Genomic DNA, 21,983 nt, shown 5'->3' with positions numbered 1-21,983 from the left:
GAACCCTACCCACGGCGATCTGCCAAACCATTATTCCTGCCTTCGGTCGCGAGCTCACTACCGTCGTGGGATCGTCCGACCGCATCGAGCGCCGCCAGATATCCGAAAACCATTGCGGGACCGATAGTTGCACCTGGACCGGCATAGGTATGACCCATCACCGGTGAGCTGGTGTTACCTGCTGCATAGAGCCCGTCGATGACCGAACCGTCGGCGCGCAACGCTCGCGCGCGAGCGTCCGTGTTGATGCCGCCTTTGGTCCCCAGGTCTCCAGGCACCATCTTCGCGGCATAGAACGGACCCTTCGTGAGTTCTCCGAGGCTGGGGTTGGGCTTGTTGGTGCAGTCGCCGTAGTAGTGGTCGTATCTGCTTGTCCCACGGCCGAAGTCGCGATCGACTCCGTCGCGCGCGTGACTGTTGAATCGTGTGATGGTCGCGGACAGCGCATCGCCCGGCACTCCGATCTCGGCAGCGAGTTCGGCAATCGATCCAGCTCGCACGATCGCACCCGATTCGATCCACGACCGAGGTATCGGCCTGCGCGCCGGAACCCCCGCGAACAGGTAACGGTCACGGTACGTCTGATCGAAGATCAGCCAAGCCGGGATGTTCTCAGCGGGTCCTTCACCTCGGCCGTACTTTCCGCCGAACATGGCGTGTGCCGCTTCGACATAGGGAAGTGACTCGTTCATGAAGCGCTGACCGCTGGCGTTGACCATGAGGCTGCGAGGCAACGAGCGTTCCGCCAAGGCGAACCACGGGCCTTTGGGCAGTGGAATCGACGGGGCCCACCACGCGTCGTCCATGTACGAAATTGCGGCGTCGACGCGTAGAGCTGCACGGATGCCATCCCCGGTATTGGTCGGTGCCCCGAGAGTCCACTGCGCGCTACTCGGCCGTCGCTGGTACTCGCCTCGCATGTCGTCGTTGTTGTCGAACCCGCCACACGCGAGGATGACACCGCATCGAGCGTGCATGGTGGTCTGCACTCCCCCGGACTCGAGTCGCACACCCACGACACGATCACTGTCGGTCACCAAATCCACAAGCCTCGTCCCGAGCTCCACCGTCACTCCGGCGTCCCGAACTCCGAGCATCAGTTCGGCCATGAGCGCCGGCCCGAGCCCGATCAGCTTCTTCCTCCGAGCTCTTGCGGCCAGGGATCTCATTCCTACCCGAAGCATCCGCACCGGACCCCGCCAATGCCGGATCCCCGTGCTCAGCCAACGGTAATCAGATTGTTGGACAACCATGTTGAGCGGAACCTTCATGTACGGCGGATGAAGTGTCGCAAGATCGTCGCCCAGAGCTCGCGCGTCGAACGGGCGCGGCTCGCACGAGCGGCCGCTTGCACGTCCGCCAGGTGCCTCGGGAAAGTAGTCGGAGTACCCCTTCACCCATTCGAGCTCGAGTGCAGAGTGACGAATCAGGAAATCGAGGGCTTCCGGACCTCGATCGAGATAAGTGTCGATTCGGTCGCTGTCTGCATCCTCTCCGACAATGCTCTTCAGATATGTTCGCGCAGAGTCGATATCATCTGTCGGTGCCTCGCGGCGAAGTATCGAGTTTCCCGGAATCCACACGCCGCCCCCGGACCGGGACGACGAACCGCCCCAGTATTCGGACTTCTCCACGAGTATCGTCGAGAGTCCGTTGCGGGCTGCGGTGATGGCTGCGGACATGCCGGCAGCCCCCGATCCGACAACAACGACATCCACTACGGGCACATCTACTACGGGCGGCACGGCGCCCTGAGGGTTCTCGTCCATCACTGGTCACGACCTTTCGTGTCATCTTCGTCCTGCGTGTGCCACCGGGATCCTCGAACAGCGTCGAGCGCCCCCTCGACGCACACGGGAAGTGATGCCCCGCGCTTGTGAGGGTTACGTATCCATTGCCGATAACCGAACTCCGCCGCCGCCAACATCAAATGAACGAGAAGTCCTGGGCGGCTGTCGTTTTCCGGATCGAGTTGCATACGTTGCGCCACCAACTCGACCAACCGATCACGATGCTCGGGCGCGATCAGAGCGACACGATCCATCAGGTGCGGCGCGGTACGGAACGCCGATCGCCACTGATCGATCTCCGCGGACTCGAAAGCATTGGAACGCTCGAGGATTGCCCGTGATATCGCAAGATCAGCCGACTCGGCCGGTGGGCGATCCTCGAGCAACGTCACGATTCCGGCACCGCCCTGCCTGACCGGATCCAACAGCAGATCCTCCTTGTTACGAACGTGCCGAAAGTACGTACTCGCCGACACCCCCGCTGCCGCCGCAATCTGCTCGGTGGTCACTTCCTCGAAACCGTCACGCGCGAACAGATCGAATGCCGCACGTTGAATGTCTGCTCGCACCTGCAACCGCTGTCTCTCCCGTAGTGACATCAGCAACGTCCTCCCGCCTCGGCCGAGATCCGGCCGTTCTCGATAATGCGAGTCTCACCTATTGTGACAGTCACTGTCAATATCCAATTCTCTGTCAGATATCAGCAGACCCGGGCATTTCGTTGACACTGCATTCGATGCCACGACAAGCTTCGAAGATGAAACGATGGGGACCGAATCGAGACGTTTCTCCAAGAATTTGTCGATGCGGGGCTTCAAGGCGCGGTCACCGAAGCGTATTTCGGTGGTCCACTCTGGCGCATGACCCTGCTCGCCCGTTTCGACGACCGAGCCCTCGGCCCCGACGGCGCCGTCATCTATCGAAATCGAACAGTGCTTCTCGTTCGGACCAAGTGGGAAAGATCATCGAGCAAGAGGACTACTACGAGGACACCGCCAGAATCGGTGACTTCGACAGGCGGCTCCGCGAAATCGAAGCCGGACGAGCCTGTGGCACAGTCGTGGAATGACAGACGTCAGGATTGACCGCCACCGAAAGCTGTCGGCGTTCCTGTCTTCCCAGAACGATGTCGAACTGGCCCGACTGGTCGACACCGTTCAAATCTCGAGTGTCGGCGTAGGTGGCGCCGCAGGAGTGATCAGGGTCTATGACAACAGGCTCAACGGCGTTCCGGTATTCACCAAACGCATCCCACTGAGCGTGCGGGAAATCGCCGAGGTGGGCTCTACTTCCAACCATTTCGATCTGCCGACGTTCTGCCAGTACGGCATTGGTGGCCCAAGCTTCAACGCCTGGCGAGAACTGGCCGCGAACATCGTGGTCACCGATGCCGTTCTGGCCGGCGAAACACAGTCGTTCCCAATGCTTTACCACTGGCGGATACTTCCCGGACGTTCGCCCGTTGCGGCCGAACACGCCGACATCGATTCCGTTCACACCGCCGGCGCCAGCCGTGAAGTGCGGACCCGTCTCGAAGCGCTTGCCGCTGCGCCGTGCAGCCTCGTACTGTTCTGCGAGTACATCGAACACCCGATCTCGAATTGGCTGGAAGACAACCCGTCCGCCAAAGCTGCCGAAGTCGAGCGACAGTTTTCGGAGATCGTGGCATTCTTGCGCGATCGACAGTTGCTGCACATGGATGGACATTTCGGCAACATGCGCACCGACATGGAGCGGATCTATCTCACCGACTTCGGACTGGCCACATCCCCACACTTCGACCTGTCGACTGCCGAGCACGACTTCGTCCGGCGCCACGCCACTCATGACGCCGACTACGCCGCCATGCTTCTGGTCAACTGGCTGGTGACCGAGGTCTGCGGGGTACCGAGGCCGACGAGCGGCGGACCAGTCGCCCGCAACCAGTACGTACGACGATGCGCCACAGGTCATATTCCAGGTGATGTGACACCAGAGGTGGCCGCGATCGTGACACGGCACGCGCCCGTCGCTGCGAGGATGAACGACTTCTACTGGCGATTGTTCGACGGCGACTTCGATGCGCCCTACCCGCATGCCGCGCCAGTTCCGACTTCCGGTCGAGCACAGGGTTTTCCCTGAACTGCCGTATTCACATCTCAGGGTTCATGTCATCCTCGGGACCGATGTGCTGGTCAGTGCCGGTAGGGCACAGTTCTCCTCATGATTGAACTGAGGGGATTGACCAAGGTTTACGGACCGACGAAAGCGGTGGACGACTTGTCGTTCACGGTCAAGCCGGGCATCGTGACGGGCTTCCTGGGCCCGAACGGTGCAGGCAAGTCGACGACGATGCGGATGATCCTGGGTTTGGATCAGCCGACGTCGGGTGCGGCGTTGATCGAGGGCAAGCCGTACCGCGAGCTCAAGACGCCGTTGCGGACGGTGGGTGCGTTGCTGGATGCGAAGTGGGTGCACCCCAATCGCAGTGCGCGTGCACATCTGCAGTGGATGGCTGCTTCGAACGGGATCCCGAAGTCCCGCGTCGACGAGGTGCTCGGGTTGGTCGGATTGTCCGAGGTGGCGGGCAAGAAGGCCGGCGGGTTCTCGCTCGGTATGTCGCAGCGTCTGGGGTTGGCGGGTGCGCTGTTGGGGGATCCGAAGGTGTTGTTGTTCGACGAGCCGGTCAACGGTCTCGATCCGGAGGGCATCGTCTGGATTCGTAAGTTCATGCAGCGGTTGGCGGCCGAGGGCCGCACGGTGCTCGTGTCGAGTCACCTCCTGTCGGAGATGGCGCTCACGGCGGAGCAGTTGGTGGTGATCGGTCGGGGTCGGTTGATTTCGGATTCGACGGTCGCGGAGTTCGTGGATCGTTCGTCGGAGTCGACGGTGCGCGTGCGCAGCCCACAATTGGACGCTCTCCATGCCGCATTGACTGCCCAGGGACTGACTGTCCGCGAGGAACATTCAGGATCGGAGCCGGTGTTGGTGGTCGTGGATTCGACCACCGATGTGATCGGTGGTTTGGCTGGTTCGCAGGGAATCGTGTTGCACGAGTTGGCTTCTGTGCAGGGATCGCTCGAGGATGCGTTCATGAAGTTGACCGGAGACGATGTCCAGTACCACGCATCCGGTATCGATCCGGGCGCCGGAGCCCACCACGCAAACACACAGCACGCTATGGGAGGTGCACTGTAATGGCTGTTCTCAGTGCTGAACGTATCAAGATCACCACGACCAAGTCGCCGCTGTGGTGCACGATCACAATCATCGTCCTGGGGTTGGGCGTCGCCTGGATGATCGGGCGTTCGTCGAGTTCGAGCATTCAGGCGTACAACGACGAAGCCGCATCAGGAACTCCTGATTTCGAGAAATTCCTCCCCACGTTCAACGACGCGGGGCTAGGAGTATCCGGATTCGGCGTCATGGTCCTGATGATCATGGCGGCGCTCGCGATCACCAGCGAGTACCGCTTCGGCATCATCCGTACCACCTTCCAGGCCATCCCGAGTCGGGCTTCGGTTCTGATCGCCAAAGCCTGCCTGATCGGGGCTTTCGGCGCGGTGCTGTCCTTCGTTCTCATGCTCGGCGCGGTATTCATCACCAAAGCTGCGGCAGGCTCTGAAGGTTCCACCAATCTGGCACTGGACAACGCCGACGCCTGGCGCGCCGTTTACGGCGTACCGATCTTCGCGTTCCTCTGCGTTGCCCTTGCCATCGCCGTCGGAGCACTCCTTCGTCAGTCCGCAGGCGCCATTGCACTACTGCTGCTGTGGCCACTGCTCATCGAGAGCCTGTTCGGCATGTTCGGATCCTTCGGCAGAAACGTCACACCGTTCCTCCCGTTCGCCAACGCCGACCACTTCCTCTCTTCGGGTTCGAGCACCAATTTCCATTGGGGCCCTTGGGGAAGCTTGTTCTACTTCGCAGCGTTTGTGCTGGTGATATTCGGAATCAGCATCGCCGTCGTCAACAAGCGCGACGCCTGACCGAGTCGCAAACCGACCAAGACCAAAACTGGCCGCACCGGAGCCCTTCCGGTGCGGCCAGTTTCGCGTTGACAGAACCCGCAGCGCTTGTCGATCACGCCAAGGAACAGGGCACGCGCGGGTTCGCGTCACTCTGCCCCGCGGACGCGGCACCTCGAAATAAGACCTGGTCGAGTTCCTGGCAGACTGACCTTACGCGTCAGCGTTCCAGTTGCGCGGCAAGCTCTTTCATCCAATCGAGGAATGCCTGCGGGCCGTCGAACTGGACGCCGTCGACAGCAGCCACTTCCGGTGCGATGTCGTCGCCCTTGACCACCAACGCTTCTCCACCCGAGGCAAGGACAGCGGCAAAGGCCGGTAGGTCACCCCGGTCGTCGCCCGCGTACGCGACGACGTCGACCCCTGCGGCCGCGATCGCGCGAAGGAGGCCTGTCCCCTTGTCCTCCTCAACGGGTGGGCGCAATTCCTCGACCAACTTGCCGGGCTCACGCCGCAACCCGGTCCGGCTCGCGATTTCTGTCGTCGCTGCTTCCACAAGGCGCTGCGCGACCGCACGATCCGCGGCCCGACGCCAATGCACGGCCACCGCAAGGCCTTTGCTCTCGACATGGATGCCAGGAACTGCCGGAGAGTCGAACAAGCGACGCAATTCGGCTTCTGCTTCGGCGACAGCATCACTGAACGCCGCGACGGCCGGAAGCACGTGGATTCCGTCGTCCGTCCAGGTCTCGACGCCGTAGGAACCCATGAGCACAACGGAATTCAAGCTGAGCCGCTCTCGCAAGAACGACACAGGCCGTCCCGAGAGCAAGCCGACAACACCGAGATGCTCGGCCAGGGTCGCAAGCACGTCTTCGGCGCCGGGCAGTAGCGCACTCGCCGACGGATCGTCGACGATGGGTGCAAGCACGCCGTCGAAATCCATCACCAGTCCACAGCGAGCTGGATCGGACGTGAGTCGGAGGATGACGTCCGCAGCGGTTCGCATGGTTCGAGTGTGCCAAATCGATCGCACCCGCAATACCAACACCGGATCCGAATGTAATCTCCGCCACTTCGTCCAAGTTGTCCGGAACCGCTGGCGAACTCGCGTTCTCTCCCTGCAAGGGCGGACTGTGGTCCGATACAGTTCTCACCACGCTTACCAACTGGGGGTAATGATGAGCGAATTGACTGTCGCCACTGACGGCATCCGAAAGTACGGCTCGACGTCGACCGAAGCGGCAGGACGCATCGCGCAGGCCGCCGCCGTCGATCTGGGTGCAAACATCGCAGCAGTCGCACCGGCCGTGGGCCCCGTCGGGATCGAATTTCTCGAAGCATTCGCGCGCGCTCAGGCCACACACACCAAAGATGTTGCAGCACTCGCCACGTTCTACGCCGGCAACGCCGCGACGGCCGGTGCAGCCGCGCAGGCCTACGACACCACAGATCATGCAATCGCAACAGATCTGACCGCTGTGGCCGGATCGACGGGCGCGACCGCGTGAGCACCGAAGACGACTCGACGACCGTCATCGAATTCCCTCACGGTGGCGCTCCTGCCCCGGCACTGCCGAACAATGTGGTCGAATCGATGCTCGCCGGCATACCGGTACCGGCACTCCCCGGAATCGAAGATCTGTTCGCGCCCTTGATCGAACTCGGGAAGAGTCTCGGCACAGGCACTTTTGCGGGCATCGATCCCGTCGGCATCTTCGATCAGGCGTCCACTCTCATCGACCACGCCATGGGACTGTCCCGAAGCGCGGTCGCCGAGGTAAGCCAGACCTGGAACAGCACCGGCAGTGACGCCGCGACCGAACTGTCGCGATCCGCCCAGAACAGCGGCGCAGAATTGAGCGAACGCGGAACCGCGATATCGAAAACTGCTGCTGCCGCCGCGGAATCGGTGCAGCGAGGCAACGCGAATCTCGCGGCAATCGCGCAGTCCTTCGCCACCACGGTTGCAGCTGCCGCGCCCATCGCGTGGACACCACCAGGACAGGCGATGTTGCTTGCCTCGGCAGCTGAACACATGCAGGCAGCCGTCGCGGCGGTGACTCGGACGCGCGGGAGATGCTCGGGCACACCGCAGCCATGAACGCCCTTGCCGGACCGATCCCCGTGCCGACCCCACCGACCAGTGAGGCACTCTCCAACCTGATCACTGCGGAGGCAATCAACAACGCCGCCCGTCAGATCGCCCAACCTCTGTCTGCCTCAACCGATGCCGGTGATGCGCCGTACTCCACCCACCCGGACTCCACTCAGCCAGGCACCGAGGCTGTTCGAACCTCGGCTGCACAGGCCGGCGCCGGGCTTCCGACCGGCGTCGCCAAGCTGTGGGGCGCAGGCAATCCGTCGACGTCACTCGCAGCCGGCGCGTCGCCGTCACCCAGTGCGACGGCAAGCTCTGGCGGAGCATGGCTGAGCGGAAGCGGCACTATCGGCGGAATGATGAGAGGCGCAGCGGGAGTTGCTGCAGCTCAACCGGTTCCAATAGCAACGCCCGGCCTGGGTGCACCGTCGTCGGTGGCCGGCAATGCTGGCATGTCGCCGGGCGGCATGCTGGGCGGTGGACCCCGCGGATCTCGGGACGACGAGTCGTCACGCACTACCCCGAGGTATCTCGTCACTGCCGGCGACGAGAATTCGATGGTCGACGATCTGCCGATGGTGTCGCCGCCCGTGCTCGGGGCTGACGATCCCGATCAGTACCTGTTCCGAGATCTCTGATCAAGACAAACCTCAGACGAAGCCCAACTCCCGCACCGCCGCACGCTCCTGCTCCAGTTCGCTGACGGACAGGTCGATCCGTTCGCGTGAGAAGTCGTCGATCGCGAGGTCGGGAACGATAGCGAACTCGCCATCGGCACAGGTCACAGCGAAGGAAGAGACCAATCCTTCGGGCACTCCGTAGGAACCGTCCGAACAGACGGCCATGGATACCCAGTCGTCCTCGGCGGTACCGATCACCCAGTCGCGGACGTGGTCGATCGACGCGCTGGCCGCACTCGCCGCAGAGGACGATCCCCGCGCAGCGATGATGGCGGTGCCTCGCACCTGCACAGTCGGGATGAAATCGTTCTCCACCCAGTCGCGGTCGTCGATCACCGCGAGTGCAGGCTCACCTGCGACAGTCGCGTGGGACAGGTCCGGGTACTGCGTCGCCGAATGGTTTCCCCAGACGGACACCTTGCGCACCGACGACGCACGAACCCCGGTCTTCTTCACCACCTGCGCGATCGCTCGGTTGTGGTCGAGACGTGTCAGCGCACTGAACCGAGCATCGGGCACGTCCGGTGCATTGTTCATCGCGATGAGCGCGTTGGTGTTGGCCGGGTTTCCCACGACCAGCACCTTGACGTCCGAGGCTGCGTTGTTGTTGATCGCCTTCCCGTGCGCTGTGAAAATCGCGCCGTTCGCACTCAGCAAGTCGGCACGCTCCATCCCCTTGCTCCGCGGACGTGCGCCGACCAGCATCCCGACGTTCGCGCCGGAGAAGGCGACATCGGGATCGTCGGTGATGTCGATGGAGCTCAGCAACGGAAATGCGCCGTCTTCGAGTTCCATCGCAACGCCTTCGGCAGCGGACACGGCGGCAGGAATCTCGAGCAGTCGAAGTTTGATCGGGACGTCAGCGCCGAGCATCTCCCCCGCAGCTATGCGGAAAAGCATTCCGTATGCGATCTGACCCGACGCTCCGGTTACCGTGACGGTTACGGGCGCAATACTCATTGCCGACTCCTCACCTGCCGTTTTCACGACTGTCCGTTCTACAACGCTGTAAGAACGGTTTCCACGCTAGTCGAGTAAACCGGCCACTTCGTGGTCTGTCAGTGTGGTCCTCGGCACTCGTCCCTCCGCCGTCACGAGTTCGACGGCGCGGTAGAGCGGACGCTCGGCGAGTCCGGCGCCGCGGGCTTCGGCACGCAACTGTTCGATCAGCACCGAGGACAACGCGGCAGCCGGTACCAACTCGCTGGCCGCCAGCGCGTCGGCGAGCTTGCGGAGTGCAAGGATTTCCAACTCGCGCCCACCCCCCGCGGTATACAGCGCGAGCGGGATCCGCACGGTGGACCGTCCGTCGCCGAGCGTCAAGCTGACTTCGCTGATCCGGCCGGATCGCACCGTCAATGCCGCCGTGAGTACCTCGGCCACGTCGACGTCGTTGGTTCGAAAACCAGCTTGCGCACGAACTCTGTTGCCGTACAACGTGATATGTCGGCGCAGCGTCATCAGGATCGCCAGTGACGTCGGCACCGCGATGACGGCACCGACGATCACTCCAACGGTCGCCGTCGAGAACACACTGACGATCAACCCGACGACCACACCGAACACCACGACAACAACGGCGAACTTCTTCAGCCGCGGCGCGATCAACGCCACGGGAACCAGATCGAGCGAAACCGGTTCGGCCTCAGTGCTCAACGAGTTCCCCGAGCTTGTCGACAACCTGGTCGAGCGCCACTGTCTCCTGCTCACCTGTTGCCAACTGTTTGACAACGACAACGCCCTCTTCGAGTTCACGCTCGCCGAGAACCAAAGCGATCGCGGCACCCGAACGATCAGCTGCCTTCATCGAGCCCTTCACGCCACGGTTTCCGTACGCCAGGTCGACGCGAATCCCATTGGCACGCAACTGATGTGCGATCTTCACCAGTGCAGCCTTCGCCTCGGCACCCATCGGTACACAGAAGACGTCGACACGCGCCGGTGGCGCAACGGACTTGCCCTCGGCCTCGAGCGCGAGAACCGTGCGGTCGACGCCGATTCCGAACCCGATGCCCGAGAGCGGCTGTCCACCCAGCTGTTCCATCAGACCGTCGTAACGACCACCACCACCGATTCCGGACTGCGCACCCAGTCCGTCGTGCACGAATTCGAAGGTTGTCTTGGTGTAGTAGTCGAGGCCGCGGACCATGCGCGGGTTGACGACGTACGGAACGCCCAATGCGTCCAGGTGCGCTAGCACCTCGTCGAAGTGCGCCTTGCAGCTCTCGGACAGGTGATCGAGCATGAGCGGTGCGCCCGCAGTCATCTCACGAACATCCGGGCGCTTGTCGTCGAGCACGCGGAGCGGGTTGATCTCGGCCCGTCGACGCGTGTCCTCGTCGAGTGGGAGTGCAAAGAGAAACTCCTGCAGCAGTTCGCGATACTGCGGCCGGCAGGTGTCGTCACCGAGAGAGGTGATTTCGAGGCGGAAGCCGTCGAGCCCCAACAACCGGAATCCGGCGTCGGCGATCGCGATGACCTCAGCGTCGAGCGCGGGGTCGTCGATCCCGATGGCTTCGACGCCGACCTGCTGCAACTGGCGGTAGCGACCGGCCTGCGGGCGCTCGTAGCGGAAGAACGGGCCCGCGTAGCTGACCTTGACCGGCAACTGTCCACGATCGAGGCTGTGCTCGATGACCGCACGCATGACTCCGGCGGTTCCCTCGGGACGCAACGTCACCGAACGGTCACCGCGGTCGGCGAATGTGTACATCTCTTTGCTGACGACGTCGGTCGACTCACCGACACCGCGAGCGAACAGGCCGGTGTCCTCGAAGATCGGCAATTCGATGTGGCCGTATCCGGCCAACCTCGCGGCGCGCGTCAAACCGTCACGAACGGCGACGAATTCGGCTGACTGCGGCGGAACGTAGTCCGGAATGCCCTTGGGTGCAGAGAAGGTGCTGGCTTTACTCACGAGAGGTACTTTTCCTTATTCTTGTGCGCTGAGTCCAACGAGAAACGGATTCGAGCTTCGCTCGGCGCCGATCGAACTGTTGCCGCCGTGCCCGGGCAGGACCACTGTCTCGTCACCGAGTACCAATAGCTTGCGGGCGATCGAAGCGAGCAACTGCTCGTGATTTCCGCCGGGCAGGTCGCTGCGCCCGATGGAACCCTGGAACAGGGTGTCACCGGTGAACGCCAAATCCACGGGCCCGCTCTCGGTGTTCGCCTGGGTGCGGAACACCACCGATCCCTGCGTGTGCCCGGGTGTGTGGTCCACGACGAACGTCATTCCGGCCTCGGTGATCTTGTCTCCGTCGGCCAGTTCGATCACCTCGTCCGGCTCCACGAACGTCATGCCTTGAATGAATTCCTTCATCGTCGGGCCGATCCCCCGTGCCGGATCGCTGAGCATGTAGCGATCCTCGGGATGGATGTACGCGGGTACGGAATACCGCTCACAGACCTCGCGGGCCGACCACACGTGATCGAGATGACCGTGCGTCAGGAGGACCGCCGTGACCGACATGTCCTTGGAGTCCAGATATTCGAAGAGCGGCTCAGCTGCATCCTGACCCGGATCTACGACTACGCACTCGCACGCGTCGTCCTGAGCGAGTATGTAGCAGTTGGTTTGGAACATCCCGGCCGGAAAACCAGTGACGAGCACGGGGGCAACTCCTCTTCGAAGGGTGGAAACGAACAACACGCTGTCGGTTACAGCCTAAGCTGCTGCCCCGCCAGTAAGTTCTCAGGTTGCAATGGGAGACTCTGACGACGAGTAGAGCCGCTTGCCGAAGCCGACCCCCAGGGTGTCGCTCGGCCGGCCGACCACGATCCACCCGCGATACGGAGGACTACAGCAGTGCCGAGTAACGAGCAACGCCGCGAGGCGGCGAAACGCAAGCTCGAGCGTCAGCTCGAACGTCGCGCAGAACGTGCCCGCAAGCGAAAGCAGATGACGATAGCCGGAACTGCACTCGGCGTGGTCGTCGTAGTCGGCGTCGTCGGTGGACTCATCTGGCTGAGCAATCGCAGTGACGACGACGCGAACACCACCAACACTGCTGCCGACGACTCGAGCCTCACGCCACAGACCGCGGGTGCAATGCCGGCCGGTCTGTCGACGCCACTGGCCGACACGGTTTCCTGCTCGTATCCAGCCGACGGCGCTACCGCGTCCAAGGCCAACAACCCTCCTCGTACCGACGGGATTCCCACCACCGCGCCGGACGCGACGCCGAGCATCAGCGTCGAGACCTCGCAGGGAAACATCGGGCTCACACTCGACGGAACGAAGTCTCCGTGCACCGTCAACAGCTTCGTGAGCTTGGCGCAGCAGGACTACTTCAACGACACCACCTGCCACCGCATGACGACGAGCCCCTCGCTCCAGGTGCTGCAGTGCGGTGACCCGTCGGGCACCGGCACCGGCGGACCGGGCTACGGCTTCGACAACGAATTCCCCACCACGGCGTATTCCACCACCGACCCGGCAGCGCAGGAGCCCGTCACCTACGCGCGCGGCACGGTTGCGATGGCCAACACCGGGGCACCCGGTAGCAACGGCAGCCAGTTCTTCCTCGTCTACGGCGACTCACAACTCCCCCCGCAGTACACGGTTTTCGGCACGATCGACGAAACCGGGCTCGCCACTTTGGACAAGGTCGCGGCCGGCGGATCGACGCCAGAGGGTGACGGCAAGCCGAATCTGACCACCGACATCAAGACAATAAGGCTCGACTGATGCGACGTAATCCTGTGATGCGCTTTCCTGTAGTTATTGCCGCCGCAAGCGCCGCGGCGCTGCTTCTGGCTGGTTGTTCCAGTGATTCCGGTAGCTCGGACTCGCCGTCCAGCACCTCCAAGGCGAAGACGACAACGGCTGCCATGCCGCCGCTCGACATGTCACAGTTCGACGCACTCCCGCCTGTCCCGACTCCGGCCTCGGCGACCGTCGACTGCTCGTACCCGAGCGCGGCGGGTGCAGCAAAAACCGTCAATCCGCCGAACTCCACGGGTGTGTCCACCGAGGGAACCGTCAACGTCGCGCTCACGACTACGGCCGGCCCGATCGGGATGGAACTGAATCGGGCGGAAGCCCCCTGCACGGTCAACAGCATCGTGAGCTTGACCGAGCAGAAGTACTTCGACGACACCCCGTGCCATCGACTCGTCACCACACCCGGTCTACAGATCCTGCAGTGCGGCGATCCCTCGGGCAAGGGCACGGGCGGACCGGGCTATGGCTTCGACAACGAGTACCCGACCACTGCCTACCCGGCTAACGATCCGGCACTCTCCTTGCCTGCCGTCTACCCCCGCGGCACGCTGGCAATGGCCAACTCGGGTAAACCGGGCAGCAACGGCAGTCAGTTCTTCCTCGTCTACGAGGATTCGGTCTTGCCGCCCAACTACACGGTCTTCGGAAAGATCGACGACGCCGGCCTGGCGACGATCGAGAAGATCGCGGCCGACGGCGACGATGGTGGCATGGGAGCAACCGGCGGCGGCGCACCCAACACCCCGATCACCATCGAGACTGCAGTAGTCGCCTGACCCCCTGTGCGCCTTTATTAACCGCCCGCGGTTAATAAAGGCGCACAGCAGTTTACGAAGCAGAGGTCACGCGGTAGACGTCGTAGACGCCTTCCACGTTACGAACCACGTTGAGAACATGACCCAAGTGCTTCGGGTCACCCATCTCGAAGGTGAACTTGCTGATCGCCACTCGGTCACCTGAGGTGGTGACCGAGGCCGACAGGATGTTCACCTTCTCGTCGGCCAACGCCTTGGTGACGTCGGAAAGCAACCGATGACGATCGAGCGCCTCTATCTGGATCGCGACCAGGAACACCGATGTCGCTGACGGTGCCCATTCGACGTCGATGATTCGCTCCGACTGATCGTGGAGCGAGTTGGCGTTGGTGCAGTCGGTACGATGCACGCTGACCGCGCCGCCACGCGTGACGAAGCCCAGAATCGAATCGCCCGGTACCGGCGTGCAACACTTCGCGAGTTTTGCCACCGTGCCCGGTGCTCCGGGAACCAGAATTCCGGAGTCACCCGTACTGCGGGTGCGCACCGGCATGGTCGACGGCGTCGAACGCTCGGCCAGTTCCTCCTCGACGGCGCCGACGCCGCCCAGATGAGCAACCAGTCGCTGCACGACGTGGTGCGCCGACACCTGACTCTCCCCTACGGCCGTGTACAACGCCGAGACGTCGGGATAGCGAAGTTCGTGCGCGATCGTGCTCATCGATTCGGCATTCATCAAACGCTGCAACGGAAGTCCCACACGGCGGACCTCCTTCGCGATCTGATCCTTGCCGGACTCGAGCGCCTCCTCGCGGCGTTCCTTCGCGAACCACTGACGGATCTTCGCCTTGGCACGCGGCGAGACGACAAACGTCTGCCAATCACGGCTCGGCCCGGCGGTGGCAGCCTTCGACGTGAAGACCTCCACCACTTCGCCGTTTTCGAGAGTTCGTTCCAGCGCGACCAGTCGGCCGTTGACCCGGGCACCGATGCATCGGTGCCCGACCTCGGTGTGCACCGCATACGCGAAATCGACGGGGGTCGATCCGGCAGGCAACGTGATGACGTCGCCCTTCGGCGTGAAGACGAAGATCTCCTTGACCGCGAGGTCGTAACGCAACGATTCGAGGAACTCCCCCGGATCGGCCGCTTCACGTTGCCAGTCGAGTAGCTGACGCATCCACGCCATGTCGTCGACCTCGGCGATGTCGCCCGCGTGCTTGCCCTTGGTCTCCTTGTACCGCCAGTGCGCGGCGATACCGAACTCCGCGGTCCGGTGCATGTCCTGGGTCCGGATCTGGACCTCCAGGGGCTTGCCTTCCGGTCCCACGACGGTGGTGTGCAGCGACTGGTAGACGCCGTAGCGCGGCTGTGCGATGTAGTCCTTGAAGCGTCCGGCCATCGGCTGCCACAGCGAGTGGACAACACCGACCGCGGCGTAACAGTCACGCACCTCTTCGCACAGAATGCGCACGCCGACCAGATCGTGGATGTCGTCGAAATCGCGGCCCTTGACGATCATCTTCTGGTAGATCGACCAGTAGTGCTTGGGCCGGCCCTCGACGATGGCATTGATCCGCGAGGCGGACAGAGTCGAGTTGATCTCGGCGCGAACCTTGGCCAGATAAGTGTCTCGAGAGGGCGCGCGATCGGCGACCAGTCGAACGATCTCGTCGTACTTCTTCGGGTGCAGGATCGCGAACGAAAGGTCCTCGAGTTCCCACTTGACGGTCGCCATTCCGAGCCGATGCGCAAGTGGTGCAATGACTTCGAGAGTCTCACGCGCCTTACGTGCCTGCTTTTCGGGCGGCAGGAATCGCATCGTGCGCATGTTGTGCAGACGATCCGCAACCTTGATCACGAGCACGCGCGGGTCCCGCGCCATCGCGATGATCATCTTGCGGATGGTTTCGCCCTCGGCGGCGGTGCCCAGAACGACCTTGTCGAGTTTGGTGACTCCGTCGACAAGGTGAGCGACCTCGTCACCGAAATCCTTGGTCAACTCTTCGAGTGAGTAACCGGTGTCCTCGACGGTGTCGTGCAGAAGGGCTGCGACGAGGGTGGTGGTGTCCATTCCCAGCTCGGCCAGAATGCTCGCGACGGCCAACGGATGCGTGATGTACGGATCGCCGGACTTGCGCCGCTGGCTCGAATGTCTGTCCTCGGCGACGTCGTACGCACGCTGGAGCAGCGCGAGGTCGGCCTTCGGATACAGCTCACGGTGGAGGCTGACCAACGGCTCGAGCACCGGGCGGATGGTGGCGTTGCGCTGACCGGTGATGCGTCGAGCAAGCCGAGCGCGCACCCTACGGGAGGCGGAAGCGGGCACGGCCAGATTCTGCCCACCCCGATTGCCGGTAGTTTGCGCAGATCCCGAATCGTCGGGCACCGCGGACTTCGATGGTGTCGTCTCCGGAGCCGGAACTGCACCCGTCTCCTGCGACACTGCACCCGAGTTCTGTGATCGATCAAGATTCGACGTCATGTCGCCACCTCCTACCACCGAGTTGGTTGAGGCAACCGCCCTGCATCGGGTAATTGCCCTGGAGGTCTAACTCGACCCCAGGAGACAACTTTAATACTCAGACCTTCACCAGTGATGTCAGTGGGTACTTCAAGAAGCGATCTCGACCGCGCAGTTCCTCGATCTCGAGCACCACTGCGACGCCGACGACGTTCGCTCCACCCAACTCGACCAACTGTACAGCCGCCTCGAGTGTCCCTCCGGTAGCCAGAACGTCGTCGATCACCAGAACATTCCGCCCCGTGAGATCGAAGCCGTTTGCGGGAATCTCCAGAGTCGAGGATCCGTACTCGAGGCTGTACGAACGAGAGAGCACCGGCGGCGGCAGTTTGCCGACCTTCCGCACGGCAACGACTCCCGCACCCATCTTCGCGGCCGCACCGGCACCGAGCAGGAAACCGCGAGCATCGACGGCGGCGATCGTGTCGGCGTCCGGAGCACAGGCGACAAGGGCTTCGAGCACGGCCCCGAACCCCTCGGCGTCGGCGAACACCGGAGTCAGATCGGCGAACCGAACACCGGGACCGGGAAAGTTGTCCGCCCAGCGGGTCAGCCGAACAACGGCGTCACCGGCAGCCCGGTGGATTGCGATCAATTCTTCAGTCGTGTGCAAGGCAACACCATTCGAGACGCTCATCTGCGTAGTACCCATCTGTCCATGTTCCAGCCGGTAGCGGCCCGAGTCGGATTGACCAACACTGCCGACATGCCTGGAGCTACAGCGACAGTTCGTAGTTGATTGAACAGTGGAATCGTAGGCACCTGGGTCCACAGGATGTTCTCCGCCTCCACCGAGAGTCCCAATTGCGCACTCGTGCTCGCATCCACGTTCAACTGATCGATGATCTGATCGATCCTGGCATTTCCGTACGTACCGAGGTTTGCGCCGTTGCCCGATCGCAGCGCTCCGCGCGCGTCGATCATGCTCGCTGTTCCGCCTGCGCCGACTTTGCCTGCCATGCCGGAGAGCACGGCGTCGACTCCCCCACTCTGCAGACTCGCGGGATCGAAGCTGTCGCTACTTGCGTCCTCGACCGTGATTCCCGCCGGAGCACACGCGGCTTTCGCTTCGGAGACGATCTGCGCCCGCACCGGGTCCGGTGCGAGGTACCCGACCCGGACGGTCAACTGGTCGAGGTCGGCTTCCGACAACGACGTCTTCGCAGCCTCGATGTCGGCATTGGCGTACCGATCACCGTCGACCGCAGCGGCGTCGCTGTAAACGAGTGAATCCGGCGCCATCAGTCGCGAATCGACCACGCCGGAACCCAAACCCGCCTGCGGCGCATTCTCCGTCTGCCCGAACTTCTCGAACAGAGTCGTACGCGGAACACAATGCGCGAACGCTCGACGGGCGGCTTCGTCGCCCAGCGAACCAGAGGTCGCGAGAACGAACTGCTCGATCGACCGCGACGGAATCTGTTGGACGTCGAACCCGGACGGAGTACCGAGTTCGCCAGCCGAGCCGGAAGCGACGTCGACTACCTCGATCGAGTTCTTGTCGAGATCCTCGGTCAGATTCACACCACGTGGCCAGACGACGATGCGATCGGTCGCAGGCTTGTTGCCCCACCACCGCTCGTTCGCGACCAGCACCAGGCCGTCGTCGGTACTGTACGAGTCGATTCGATACGGACCAGCGGAGGGCAGTACGGAGGTGTCCACCTGACCTGGAGTCAGGTTCCACCCGGTGTTCCAGAAGTCCGCGATCTTCGACAACGCTTCGGTGTCACCGGCATTCACCGCGCTCACCACGTCGCTGACACCCGTGCGCTGCGTCACGACGTGTGAAGGCATCAACGCAGTCGCACCGAACAACGACCGCCAATCGGTGAACGATCGCCCGGGTTTGAAGAACACCGTCGCGTCCTTCGCCCCGCTCTGGCAGTCGATCCGGTCGATGTCCGCGTATCCGAGATTGTTCGCCGTGTCGAACATGGGCTTCACGGCACCATCGACGTCTTCGGTGAACTTGCCACTCGACGCCGCCCAGGTGAGGACGAGATCGTCACAGGACATCGGAATCCCGTCGGAGTACACGGACGCCGGATTGAGCTTGTACGAGACCGTGAGCACGTCACCGGGCAACTCAGACGCCGTTCCGATGTCGGTGTCGGAGACAGGTGCTCCGGCCGGGCCGGTGAACGTGAAGCCGGGAAGCACCCGGCCGAACGCGGCCATCGCCCCGGACACCGATCCAGCTGTCGTGTTGGCGTTGTACGTGGAGATGGAGTTGTCGATGGCATATCCGATGGACGGAACCTGCTCGGCGCTTTCCGAGCAGGCCGCCAACGAACCCGCAGCCACAGCGGTGGCCGCAACGAACGTCATCGATCGAACCAGTGTGCGTGTTCTTGGGAGCATGTTCAGTGCCCCTTCTTGTTTCGCTTTCCGGTCGGCCGCGCACCCGGCTGCGGAGCAACCGGAGCGCGGCGTGCAACTGGTGCGCCGACGGCAACCGTCTGCGTACCTTTCTCGGCCAGCGTAGCCCGGCGCGAGAGCACCTTACGAGTGTGCGCGGCAACGGGTCCCCAGCGTTCCTTCATCGACACCAGGAGCGGCGTCGCGAAGAAGATCGAGGAGTACGCACCCACGATGATGCCGACGAGCTGAACGAGCGCAAGGTCCTTGAGTGTGCCGACGCCGAGCATCCAGACCGCGACAACCATCAGAGCGATCACCGGGAGCACGCTGATGACCGTCGTGTTGATCGATCGCATCAAGGTCTGATTCACCGCGAGGTTGGCCTGCTCGCCGTACGTCCGGCGCGTCAGATGCAGAACACCGCGGGTGTTCTCTTCGACCTTGTCGAACACCACCACGGTGTCGTACAGCGAGAAGCCGAGAATGGTGAGCAAACCGATCACCGTCGCGGGCGTCACCTCGAAACCGACGAGCGAGTAGACGCCGGCAGTGACGATGATGTCGAAGAACAACGCAACGATCGCAGCTACCGCCATGTCCCGCTCGAAGCGGATGGCGATGTAGATACTCACGATCACCAGGAACACAATCAGCGCGATCAGCGCCTTCTTGGTGATCTGGCCGCCCCAGGTTTCACTCACGTCCGCAAAACTGATGGCTTGCGCCGACGGGTTCCCGTTCTTGTCCTTGGGCTGGAACTCGTCGAAGAGAGCCGACTGAAGATCGTTGATCTGCGTCGCGTTCAACGTCTCCGACCGGATCTGCACGGTTGCGCTGGCACCCGAGCCGACTGTCTGCACGCTGACCGGTTCGAACCCGAGTGTGTCGGAGTAGACGGTTTCCACCGCCGACGTCTCGACTCCGCCCTCGGCAGGGAACTGAATGCGTGATCCGCCTTCGAAATCGATACCGAAGGTGAAGCCGCGCAGGATGATGCTCAGCAGCGCAATGGCGACCAGAGCGCCGGTCAGTCCGTAGTAGAAGCGACGCTTGCCGACGACCTCGAACGCACCCGTTCCGGTGTACAACCGCGAGAGCCAGCTGTGCTTGGGCATCGCGCCCTGATCGACGCCTGAGTCGGTGATCTCCGACCGGGCCGCCGCATCGGCGGACTCGGCGGCGGAACTGTTGGTGGACCCCACCGGGGAGTTGTTGGACTCGCTCATGCTCGTGTCTCCTTAGCCGACGCAGCGGCGGCAACCTTACGTTCGCGGGCAACCTCTTGCACTGCGCCGAGACCGTTGACGCTGGGCTTGGACCAGAACGCCGAACGGGACGCCATGCTGACCAGTGGCCACGTCACGAGGAACACGACAATCACGTCGAGAATGGTCGTCAGACCCAAGGTGAAGGCGAAGCCTCGCACCTGTCCGACCGCCAGCACGTACAGAACTGCAGCGGCGATGAAGCTCACCGCGTTGCCGGAAAGAATTGTTCGGCGTGCTCTTGCCCAACCGCGTGGCACCGCCGAGCGGAAGCTACGGCCCTCACGCATTTCGTCCTTGATGCGTTCGAAGAACACGACGAACGAGTCGGCGGTCATACCGATACCGATGATCAGACCAGCCATGCCGGCCAAGTCGAGCGTGAAGCCGATGTATCTGCCGAGCAGAACCATGATCGCGTAGACCATGACTCCGGAGAGAATCAGCGACAACGCCGTCAGGACGCCGAGCATGCGGTAGTAGACGAGGCAGTACAGCAGAACGAGAACGAGACCGACCGCGCCGGCGATCAATGCCGCCTGCAGTGAGGCCAGGCCGAGCGTGGCCGAGACCGTCTCGGCCTCAGAGGCTGCGAACGAGAGCGGAAGCGAACCGTACTTCAGTGTGTTGGCAAGTTCTTTGGCACTCTCGGCAGTGAAACTGCCCGTGATCGAGGTGGCGCTACCCGCAGGCGTTGCACCTTGAATCGTGGGAGCGCTGACGACCTTCGAGTCGAGCGTGAACGCTGCCTGCTTGCCGATGTTGGCTGAGGTGAACTCGGCCCAGGTGTTGCTGCCGGTCGTCTTGAACGAGAGGCTGATCTCGTGGCGCGACTGCTGCGAGTTGAAGACCGAAGACGCGTCGGCAATCTCCTGGCCGTCGATGATCGAAGGACCGAGGAGATAGATGTTCAGTCCGTCTTGCGAGCACGCGACCAGCGGCAGGGTCGGGTCGTCGTTTCCACGGAGCGGATCCGCGACGGAGCAGTCGAGGTTCGCCACTGCTTGCTGCTGCACTGTCGGATCGCTGCTCTGCCGGAGGGCGCGCGCTGCGGCGATTTCCGCTGCTGCTGCGTCGCCTTCGTCGGTGCCGTCGCTCGGCGCGTCCCCGGTGGGGGCCGGAGTCGTTGTCTGCGGCGCGGGCGTTGCCTCGGGAGTAGTCGGGTCCTGAGCCAGGAACGGACGGTTCTGCGGCGTCTGCGTCCCGTCAGCGGGTGCTTCGGGGGCCGGTGCATCAGTGGCCGGAGTTTCGGCCGCCGGCGCCTCAGGCGTAGCTGTCCGATTCGCGTCACGGGTGGCGACGTCGATCGAACCCGTCACCGGGCGGATGTACAGACGAGCGGTCTGGCCGAGCGAGCGAGCCTGCGCACTGTCGTCGCCGGGAACGGTGATGACGAGGTTGTCACCGTCGACAACGACCTCGGAACCGGAAACGCCGAGACCGTTGACGCGGGTCTCGATGATTTCCTGAGCCTGCTTGAGACTGTCCTGACTGGGAGCGCTGCCGTCCGGGGTACGAGCGGTCAACGTGACGCGCGTTCCACCCTGCAGGTCGATGCCGAGTTTCGGCGTGGCCGACTTGTCTCCAGTGAAGAACACCAGGGCATACAGTGCCACTACCAGGACCCCGAAAAGGGCCAGGTAGCGGACCGGATGCACCGTTCCGGTGGAAGGTGCCACGATCTTTAAGTCTCCTCGGTAGGTGCAGAGCTTCAGTAAGTGCACGGCTCGGGTGGTCGACGACCACCCGAGCTGCGGCGTTCGAACTGCAACGATTGATCAACGGGGTGAACTGAGCTGCTGGTGTAAGAGCGGACAAGACAATCTGGACG

20 protein-coding genes are annotated in these 21,983 nt (G+C 62.9%); 8 read left to right on the top strand and 12 right to left on the bottom strand.

Annotation, left to right across the window (positions count from 1 at the left end; translation table 11 throughout):
- Positions 1 to 5: 5 nt before the first annotated feature.
- Positions 6 to 1,769 (bottom strand): 3-oxosteroid 1-dehydrogenase, encoded by a 1,764-nt coding sequence (kstD, locus tag EHW12_RS14290; protein WP_058226776.1) that lies wholly within the window; start codon positions 1,767 to 1,769, stop codon positions 6 to 8.
- Positions 1,769 to 2,389, bottom strand: a complete 621-nt coding sequence (locus EHW12_RS14285; protein ID WP_241199166.1) for a TetR/AcrR family transcriptional regulator — start codon at positions 2,387 to 2,389, stop codon at positions 1,769 to 1,771. Before EHW12_RS14285 ends, kstD begins: the two co-directional genes overlap by 1 nt.
- 466 nt (positions 2,390 to 2,855) lie before the next feature.
- Here EHW12_RS14285 and EHW12_RS14275 point away from each other — a divergent pair, with 466 nt between their 5' ends.
- From EHW12_RS14275 to EHW12_RS14265, 3 genes are all read left to right on the top strand, one after another.
- Complete coding sequence (locus EHW12_RS14275; protein WP_030536453.1) at positions 2,856 to 3,911, top strand: serine/threonine protein phosphatase; 1,056 nt, start codon at positions 2,856 to 2,858, stop codon at positions 3,909 to 3,911.
- An 81-nt stretch (positions 3,912 to 3,992) separates the two neighbouring features.
- A complete protein-coding gene (locus EHW12_RS14270; RefSeq protein WP_042919882.1) occupies positions 3,993 to 4,967 on the top strand; it encodes an ATP-binding cassette domain-containing protein in 975 nt (324 codons plus the stop codon).
- Positions 4,967 to 5,758, top strand: coding sequence for an ABC transporter permease subunit (locus EHW12_RS14265; RefSeq protein WP_007732982.1), 792 nt, complete (start codon positions 4,967 to 4,969; stop codon positions 5,756 to 5,758). The genes EHW12_RS14270 and EHW12_RS14265 overlap by 1 nt, the downstream gene beginning before the upstream one ends.
- Before the next feature lie 199 nt (positions 5,759 to 5,957).
- Here EHW12_RS14265 and otsB read toward each other — a convergent pair whose 3' ends face one another.
- On the bottom strand, positions 5,958 to 6,746 hold the full coding sequence (otsB, locus tag EHW12_RS14260) for a trehalose-phosphatase (protein WP_241199165.1): 789 nt from the start codon (positions 6,744 to 6,746) through the stop codon (positions 5,958 to 5,960).
- A gap of 172 nt (positions 6,747 to 6,918) precedes the next feature.
- On the opposite strand from otsB, the gene EHW12_RS14255 reads away from it, so the two are divergent.
- The 3 genes from EHW12_RS14255 to EHW12_RS14250 are packed head-to-tail and all read left to right on the top strand — an operon-like array spanning position 6,919 to position 8,476.
- Positions 6,919 to 7,248: a type VII secretion target gene (locus EHW12_RS14255; RefSeq protein WP_030536848.1), complete on the top strand. Its 330-nt coding sequence runs from the start codon at positions 6,919 to 6,921 to the stop codon at positions 7,246 to 7,248.
- Positions 7,245 to 7,841: a hypothetical protein gene (locus EHW12_RS35230; protein ID WP_241199164.1), complete on the top strand. Its 597-nt coding sequence runs from the start codon at positions 7,245 to 7,247 to the stop codon at positions 7,839 to 7,841. Before EHW12_RS14255 ends, EHW12_RS35230 begins: the two co-directional genes overlap by 4 nt.
- Entirely contained in the window at positions 7,817 to 8,476 is a 660-nt protein-coding gene (locus EHW12_RS14250; RefSeq protein WP_241199163.1) for a hypothetical protein, read from the top strand. Before EHW12_RS35230 ends, EHW12_RS14250 begins: the two co-directional genes overlap by 25 nt.
- A gap of 12 nt (positions 8,477 to 8,488) precedes the next feature.
- On the opposite strand, the gene EHW12_RS14245 is transcribed toward EHW12_RS14250, so the two are convergent.
- The 4 genes from EHW12_RS14245 to EHW12_RS14230 all read right to left on the bottom strand — a co-directional run bounded on the left by EHW12_RS14245 (position 8,489) and on the right by EHW12_RS14230 (position 12,131).
- Positions 8,489 to 9,478: a malate dehydrogenase gene (locus EHW12_RS14245; protein WP_125051025.1), complete on the bottom strand. Its 990-nt coding sequence runs from the start codon at positions 9,476 to 9,478 to the stop codon at positions 8,489 to 8,491.
- A 66-nt stretch (positions 9,479 to 9,544) separates the two neighbouring features.
- A complete protein-coding gene (locus EHW12_RS14240; protein ID WP_042919891.1) occupies positions 9,545 to 10,174 on the bottom strand; it encodes a hypothetical protein in 630 nt (209 codons plus the stop codon).
- Entirely contained in the window at positions 10,164 to 11,435 is a 1,272-nt protein-coding gene (gene hisS / locus EHW12_RS14235) for a histidine--tRNA ligase (protein WP_125051023.1), read from the bottom strand. Before hisS ends, EHW12_RS14240 begins: the two co-directional genes overlap by 11 nt.
- A 15-nt stretch (positions 11,436 to 11,450) precedes the next feature.
- The gene (locus EHW12_RS14230; protein WP_007732970.1) at positions 11,451 to 12,131 is read right to left on the bottom strand and encodes an MBL fold metallo-hydrolase; all 681 of its coding nucleotides are present in this window, start codon (positions 12,129 to 12,131) and stop codon (positions 11,451 to 11,453) included.
- A 195-nt stretch (positions 12,132 to 12,326) separates the two neighbouring features.
- Between EHW12_RS14230 and EHW12_RS14225 the strand changes: the two genes are divergently transcribed.
- Together EHW12_RS14225 and EHW12_RS14220 are read left to right on the top strand one after the other, a co-directional pair.
- Entirely contained in the window at positions 12,327 to 13,208 is an 882-nt protein-coding gene (locus EHW12_RS14225) for a peptidylprolyl isomerase (RefSeq protein ID WP_125051021.1), read from the top strand.
- 17 nt (positions 13,209 to 13,225) lie between these two features.
- Complete coding sequence (locus EHW12_RS14220) at positions 13,226 to 14,020, top strand: peptidylprolyl isomerase (RefSeq protein WP_003943335.1); 795 nt, start codon at positions 13,226 to 13,228, stop codon at positions 14,018 to 14,020.
- A 52-nt stretch (positions 14,021 to 14,072) separates the two neighbouring features.
- Here EHW12_RS14220 and EHW12_RS14215 read toward each other — a convergent pair whose 3' ends face one another.
- The 5 genes from EHW12_RS14215 to secD form a co-directional block, all read right to left on the bottom strand.
- The gene (locus EHW12_RS14215; protein ID WP_003943344.1) at positions 14,073 to 16,484 is read right to left on the bottom strand and encodes a RelA/SpoT family protein; all 2,412 of its coding nucleotides are present in this window, start codon (positions 16,482 to 16,484) and stop codon (positions 14,073 to 14,075) included.
- A gap of 97 nt (positions 16,485 to 16,581) precedes the next feature.
- Entirely contained in the window at positions 16,582 to 17,115 is a 534-nt protein-coding gene (locus tag EHW12_RS14210; protein ID WP_206434857.1) for an adenine phosphoribosyltransferase, read from the bottom strand.
- Positions 17,116 to 17,156: 41 nt separating this feature from the next.
- Positions 17,157 to 18,887, bottom strand: a complete 1,731-nt coding sequence (locus EHW12_RS14205; RefSeq protein ID WP_003943316.1) for an ABC transporter substrate-binding protein — start codon at positions 18,885 to 18,887, stop codon at positions 17,157 to 17,159.
- Positions 18,888 to 18,889: 2 nt separating this feature from the next.
- Entirely contained in the window at positions 18,890 to 20,113 is a 1,224-nt protein-coding gene (gene secF / locus EHW12_RS14200) for a protein translocase subunit SecF (protein WP_007732958.1), read from the bottom strand.
- A complete protein-coding gene (gene secD, locus EHW12_RS14195) occupies positions 20,110 to 21,831 on the bottom strand; it encodes a protein translocase subunit SecD (RefSeq protein ID WP_007732956.1) in 1,722 nt (573 codons plus the stop codon). Before secD ends, secF begins: the two co-directional genes overlap by 4 nt.
- Positions 21,832 to 21,983: the final 152 nt, after the last annotated feature.

The organism is Rhodococcus sp. NJ-530, assembly GCF_003860625.1.
GTDB classification, from domain to species: domain Bacteria; phylum Actinomycetota; class Actinomycetes; order Mycobacteriales; family Mycobacteriaceae; genus Rhodococcus_F; species Rhodococcus_F qingshengii.
Note: the sequence above shows the minus strand (reverse complement) of the source record. Positions and strands in the feature narration are given on the sequence as shown.